The following is a 4,892-nucleotide window of genomic DNA, read 5'->3' as shown; positions in this document are numbered from 1 at the left end:
ACCGGCACATGCTGGCGCTGACGGTGCTGGTGAAATGCGTCGCGCACTGGGCGGGCAGCGTCTTGCCGCTGGTGGTCGCCGCGCCCCTGCTCGGCCTGTTCATGAATATGGAACCGCTCGCCATCGGCGCCACGGCGCTGACGCTTCTTGTCGGCACGCCGGCCATCACCTTCATCGGCGCCGTGGGCGCGGCGGTGGCGGTGGCGCTGCCGCGTGGCGGGCTTTTGATCTCGGTGCTGGTGCTGCCGCTGACCATACCGGTGCTGATCTTCGGTGTTTCGGCAAGCTACGGGGCGACGGCGAATCCCGATCCGTTCCTGCAGCCTTTCCTCATTCTTGCCGCGCTGACCTTGTTTCTTGCGGTGCTGGGCCCCGTGGCCGCGGCGCTGGCGCTGCGCCATGGCACGGATTGAGGCGGCCACGAGCGGCAGAGGCTGCGGCGCGGCGGCAGATTGCGCGGCCCGTGGCGCGAGGTTAAGGGAAGGCATGAGCGAGCGCAGCGAACGGACCGGGTTGGCGAGCGGCATGCCAAGGAGGCGGCCGACATGAGCCCGCACGCACTCTACGTCACCGCCGCCTACGCCATCACCGCGATCGTGCTTGCGGGGCTGATCGGCTGGATCCTGCTTGACCAGCGGGCACGCAAGCGCGAACTCGCCGAACTCGAGGCGGCCGGGGTGCGGCGGCGCTCCGACAAGACCGGGGCGGGAAAGCCGTGAGCAGCGAAATCGAAACGCGGACGCGTCGCCGCCTGTTCGTGTTCTTGCCGCTGCTGGTTTTCCTCGGCCTGGCCGGCCTGTTCCTGTCGCAGCTTCTGTCGGGACGCGATGTCTCGGAAGTGCCATCGGCGCTCATCGGCCTGCCGGCGCCGCAGACCAGTCTGCCGGCGCTGGAGGGGTCAAACCTGCCGGGGCTCGATTCGAAAGCCTTCGCCGGCAAGGTCACTCTGGTCAACGTCTTTGCGTCGTGGTGCGCGCCGTGCCGGGAAGAGCACCCGGTTCTGTTGGCGCTGGCGCAGGACAAGCGGTTCACGATGGCGGCGCTGAATTACAAGGACCGGCCGGAAAACGCCCGCCGCTTCCTCGGCGACCTCGGCAATCCGTTCCAGGCGATCGGCGTCGACGAAGCCGGCCGCACGGCGATCGACTGGGGCGTCTATGGCGTGCCGGAAACATTCGTCATCGGCAAGGATGGCAAGATAGCCTACAAGCATGTCGGCCCGCTGACGGCGGAGTCGGCGAGGGATCTCTTGCTGCCACAGATTGAAAAAGCGCTGGCCGTACCGAACTGACAACTCCAACTCGCCTTCGTCATCCTAGGGCGAAGCAAGGAGCGAAGCGACGCGGCGCAGACCCCTGGAGCTGCTTTGCAGCCCAAGGGATCCATGCCGTGATATTAGTGACAGGCAAGGCGGATCAGGATAAGGGACTCTTCGCCGCTGATAGAACCGCTATTCCGAGCCGCTGCATGCTTCGTTTGAAGTCGCGGCATGGATCCTCGGGTCAAGCCCGAGGATGACGAAACGCGGTGGGGCTCAGCCGTAGATCTGCTTGTGGATCTGGTAGAGCATTTCCGAGCGGTCGGCGCGCATGTCGGCGAGGTCGCGGCTGGAGAAGCTGTCGATTTCGGCGACGAGGCGGTTGTAGTGCTTGCGCTTGGCGATGCTGCTGCGAGCGCGGGTCATCAGGTCATTCAAGATCATAGCAAGGTTCCTTCTGTGCCGCATTCTCGCGGCGGGTTCTTCCTCCCTTGATCGATACGGAGCATGACATAGTAATGGTGCATTGCAAAAAGAAGATGTTGCAATGCACCATTGCACTGCGCGCATAGCCGGTTAATGGCGTCCTAAGGAACGTCCCGCCGTTTTGTCTTACAAATTGCTGATACCCCGTCTTGCCAGATCGATCGCGGGCTGGCTTGATCCGGCGTCACGTGATGCCGGGAGGAAATGCATGGCGGCCGCAGACTATTACGAAATTCTCGATCCGCGTTTCGCGCGCCTGTTCAATGGCAGCGCGCAAGTGGAGAAACTGTTCACCGGCTGCCGCTGGGCCGAAGGGCCGGCCTGGTTCGCCGCCGGCCGCTATGTCGTGTGGTCGGACATTCCGAACAACCGCATGCTGCGTTATGACGAAACCGACGGCAGCGTCAGCGTGTTCCGCCAGCCCTCGGGCAATTCCAACGGCAACACCGTCGACCGGCAGGGCCGGCTCGTCACCTGCGAGCATTCGGGCCGCCGCGTCAGCCGCACCGAGCATGATGGCTCGGTCACCACCATCGCCGCCAAATGGAAGGGCAAGCGGCTGAACTCGCCCAACGACGCGGTGGTGAAATCCGACGGCTCGGTCTGGTTCACCGACCCCAGCTACGGCATCGACACCGACTATGAGGGCGACAAGGCCGAGAGCGAGATCGGCGCCTGCAACGTCTACCGGGTGGATCCCGACACGGGCGAGGTCGAGGCCGTGATCACCGACATGGTCAGGCCGAACGGGCTTGCCTTCTCGCTCGACGAAAGCCTGCTCTATGTCGTCGACACCGGCCGCACGCATGGCGCTGAGAACCCGGCGCATATGCGGGTGTTCAACGTCGGCAAGCACGGCAAGAAGGTTTCCGGCGGCAAGGTCTTCGCCGACTGCACATCAGGCCTGTTCGACGGGTTCCGGCTCGACGCCGACGGACGCATCTGGACCAGCGCCTTCGACGGCATCCATTGCTACGACCCGGACGGCACGCTGATCGGCAAGGTCAAGGTGCCGGAGGTGACCGCCAATTGCGTGTTCGGCGGCGCCAAGCTGAACTGCCTCTACATCGCCGGCACCACCTCGCTCTATTCGGTGCGGCTGATGGTGAATGGGGCCAAGACTTTTTGAGGCTGCTCGCAACTTTTCTCTGGCGACCCTTGTTGGCGCTTCTGCGGATAGCCGCGGCGCCCGCTTCGCCGCGGCTTCCGCAGCCGCCATTATTTGCTCCGCCGGAGCGGAGTTCGAAGCAGTCCGCCGATGGTATCAGGCACAAATCAATGGGAGGACATCATGCCATTCGTCAACATCCGCATCGTCAAGGAAGTGATCGCCGCCGATCCGGCAGGCAAGAAGGCTGACATCGCCAGGAAAGTCACGGCGGCCATCATGGACGCCACCGGACTCGGCAATGACGACGTCTGGGTGGTGTTCGAAGAGGTCAACGCCCGCGACTGGTATGTCGGTAAGACCGATGTCGAGACCTTGCGGAAGGGGTAGATCGAAGGAAGGCGAAGTCCTTTCCACTTCGTCATCCTAGGGCGAAGCAGTCGCGAAGCGACGTCGCGGAGACCCTAGGATCCATGCCGGACCTTTCGAACGTCGCGGCGGTGCAGTTTCCGTCTGTGATACGGTCAGTGTACTAGCCACGTCGGGGTGCCTGTTCTGAACCGCTGCATTCTTTGGCAAATGTCACGGCATGGATTCTAGGGTCTGCGCCGCGTCGCTGCGCTCCTTGCTCCGCCCTAGAATGACGAAGTCGCATGGTTGGCCGCTAAAGGATCAAGGCTAGCGTATGAAATCTGCGAAACCGGACAGCGCATTGCGCATTGCCAGCACCTTTTCCGGCTCAGCCAAAATGGCCTCCATCTCCGCTGGCTTCTTCCCGAGCAGGGCGATCTCCAACCCACCATCATGCAGCGCGAACGACATTGTCCGCATGATCTCGGCCAAAGCGGTTCGGGCATAGATCGAGCGCGGCGAGGCGTGGGCCAGCATGGCCGGCTTGTCGACGGCGGCGTCGCGCGAGACCAGCCAGTCGAGCGCGTTCTTCAGTCCGCCCGGCACGCCATGCGCATATTCGGGGCAGGAGACGATGACGCCGTCGGCGCGGGTGACGGCGTCGATCAGGTCGGAGGCTTCGCCCGGTGTTCGCTCGCCCTCGTCGTCGGGGTTGAAGATCGGCAGGCCGCGAAGTCCGTCATAGACGGTGATACGACAGCCCTCGGGCGCGTTCAGCGCCAGTGCCGCGACCAGGGCCGAATTGGTGGAGGCCGCCCGCAGGCTGCCTGAGATGGCAAGAAGATGGAGCAAGATGGATAGGTCCGGGCGAATCGTGGCCGAAAACCCTACCACATCGTCTGCTTGTACTCGTCGTCCAGCCAGCGGTCGGTCGCCTCGGCCGAATCGGCCAATGCCAGTTGATCGCGCAGGATCTGGCCGAGCGTCGGCAGCGTGGCACGGTCGTACCAGCTCTCGGGCTTCCACAGATCGGAGCGCATGAAGGCCTTGGCGCAATGCATGTAGGCGGCCTTGACGGCGACGACGATGACGCTTTGCGGCTCCTTGCCGTCGACCGCGAGGCGCTCGCGCAAAGTGGCATCCACGGTGATGCGGGCTTCGCCATTGACGCGCAGCGTCTCGTTCATGCCCGGGATGAGGAAGAGCAGCCCGACCGAGGGATTGCGCAGGATGTTCTCCAGCGTATCCAGCCGGTTGTTGCCGGGCCGGTCGGGAATGGCGATCGTATTCTCGTCGAGAATGGCGGTGAAGCCGGGCTTGTCGCCTTTCGGGGTAACGTCGGCATTGCCTTCGCCATCGGACGAGCCGATCAGCACGAACGGGCTCTTGCCGATGAAGGAGCGGCAATGGCCGTCGAGCGCCTTCAATTCCTTGCGGATCGAACCATCGGTCGGGCGCGGCGTCTTGTAGATCGTCCGCAGCTCTTCCTGGGTGGTGACGAATTCCATGGCTCTCCCCCTTATTCCCTGCCTTATTTGCCGGCTTTCTCTTCCCCGCCGGCTTTGTCGTCGAGCGAATGGCGCAGGATGAGCGGCATCTGGCTGAAGGTGAACAGAAGCGTGATCGGCATGATGCCCCAGACCTTGAAGGTAACCCAGGCGTCGGTGGAAAAATTGCGCCAGACCACTT

General features: G+C 63.5%; 9 protein-coding genes. 5 read left to right on the top strand and 4 right to left on the bottom strand.

Features of this window, described 5'->3' with window-relative positions; all coding sequences use genetic code 11:
* The 3 genes from EOA36_RS27775 to EOA36_RS27765 all read left to right on the top strand — a co-directional run.
* A partial coding sequence (locus EOA36_RS27775; RefSeq protein WP_189553383.1) for a heme exporter protein CcmB occupies positions 1-413 on the top strand: 413 nt, incomplete at its 5' end.
* Positions 414-545: 132 nt separating this feature from the next.
* Positions 546-719 (top strand): heme exporter protein CcmD, encoded by a 174-nt coding sequence (gene ccmD, locus EOA36_RS27770; protein WP_127280270.1) that lies wholly within the window; start codon positions 546-548, stop codon positions 717-719.
* A complete protein-coding gene (locus EOA36_RS27765) occupies positions 716-1,291 on the top strand; it encodes a DsbE family thiol:disulfide interchange protein (protein WP_127280269.1) in 576 nt (191 codons plus the stop codon). Before ccmD ends, EOA36_RS27765 begins: the two co-directional genes overlap by 4 nt.
* Positions 1,292-1,534: 243 nt before the next feature.
* Here EOA36_RS27765 and EOA36_RS27760 read toward each other — a convergent pair whose 3' ends face one another.
* Positions 1,535-1,702: a hypothetical protein gene (locus tag EOA36_RS27760; protein ID WP_127280268.1), complete on the bottom strand. Its 168-nt coding sequence runs from the start codon at positions 1,700-1,702 to the stop codon at positions 1,535-1,537.
* A 250-nt stretch (positions 1,703-1,952) separates the two neighbouring features.
* Between EOA36_RS27760 and EOA36_RS27755 the strand changes: the two genes are divergently transcribed.
* Entirely contained in the window at positions 1,953-2,873 is a 921-nt protein-coding gene (locus EOA36_RS27755; protein WP_127280267.1) for an SMP-30/gluconolactonase/LRE family protein, read from the top strand.
* Between the two features lie 162 nt (positions 2,874-3,035).
* Positions 3,036-3,242 carry a 4-oxalocrotonate tautomerase family protein gene (locus EOA36_RS27750; RefSeq protein ID WP_127280266.1) on the top strand — a complete coding sequence of 69 codons (207 nt, stop codon included), beginning with the start codon at positions 3,036-3,038 and terminating at the stop codon, positions 3,240-3,242.
* 288 nt (positions 3,243-3,530) lie between these two features.
* Here EOA36_RS27750 and EOA36_RS27745 read toward each other — a convergent pair whose 3' ends face one another.
* From EOA36_RS27745 to EOA36_RS27735, 3 genes are all read right to left on the bottom strand, one after another.
* Complete coding sequence (locus tag EOA36_RS27745) at positions 3,531-4,055, bottom strand: NADPH-dependent FMN reductase (protein WP_127280265.1); 525 nt, start codon at positions 4,053-4,055, stop codon at positions 3,531-3,533.
* A gap of 35 nt (positions 4,056-4,090) precedes the next feature.
* Positions 4,091-4,711: a pyridoxamine 5'-phosphate oxidase family protein gene (locus EOA36_RS27740; RefSeq protein WP_127280264.1), complete on the bottom strand. Its 621-nt coding sequence runs from the start codon at positions 4,709-4,711 to the stop codon at positions 4,091-4,093.
* Positions 4,712-4,734: 23 nt separating this feature from the next.
* The coding region (locus tag EOA36_RS27735) for a septation protein IspZ (protein WP_189553381.1) at positions 4,735-4,892 on the bottom strand (158 nt) is incomplete at its 5' end.

It is taken from the genome of Mesorhizobium sp. M8A.F.Ca.ET.021.01.1.1 (assembly GCF_003998025.1).
Lineage (GTDB): Bacteria > Pseudomonadota > Alphaproteobacteria > Rhizobiales > Rhizobiaceae > Mesorhizobium.
This window is presented reverse-complemented; position numbering and strand designations above follow the sequence as displayed.